1 protein-coding gene is annotated in these 331 nt (G+C 76.7%); it reads left to right on the plus strand.

Annotated features, from left to right (window positions below):
• On the plus strand, window positions 1–331 hold a 331-nt coding region (locus tag ADK52_RS11810; protein ID WP_159045909.1), incomplete at both ends, for a family 10 glycosylhydrolase.

Here is a 331-nt window from a genome sequence, read left to right on the forward strand (position 1 = left end):
CCTCAACGCCGTGGTCCTCCAGGTCCGGCCCGCCGCCGACGCCATGTGGCCCGGGGCCCGGGAGCCCTGGTCGCAGGGGCTGACCGGGGCGCAGGGCGAGGACCCCGGCTGGGACCCGCTCGGCAGGGCGGGCGCCGAAGCCCATGCCCCGGGGCGGGAACCGCCGGCCTGGTTCAACCCGTCCCGGGGGGCCCACCACCCCCACCCCGCCCGCCTGGGGGCCGTAGGCGCCGTCGTCGTCGAACACCTCCCCCTCCACGGGGTACGGCTAGAAGTAGTCGAACCAGTGCACCCCGTCCACCTCGTACCCGGGGAGGGCGTCGAGGATGTC

The sequence above is a fragment of the Streptomyces sp. WM6372 genome (genome assembly GCF_001279655.1).
Taxonomy (GTDB): Bacteria; Actinomycetota; Actinomycetes; order Streptomycetales; family Streptomycetaceae; genus Streptomyces.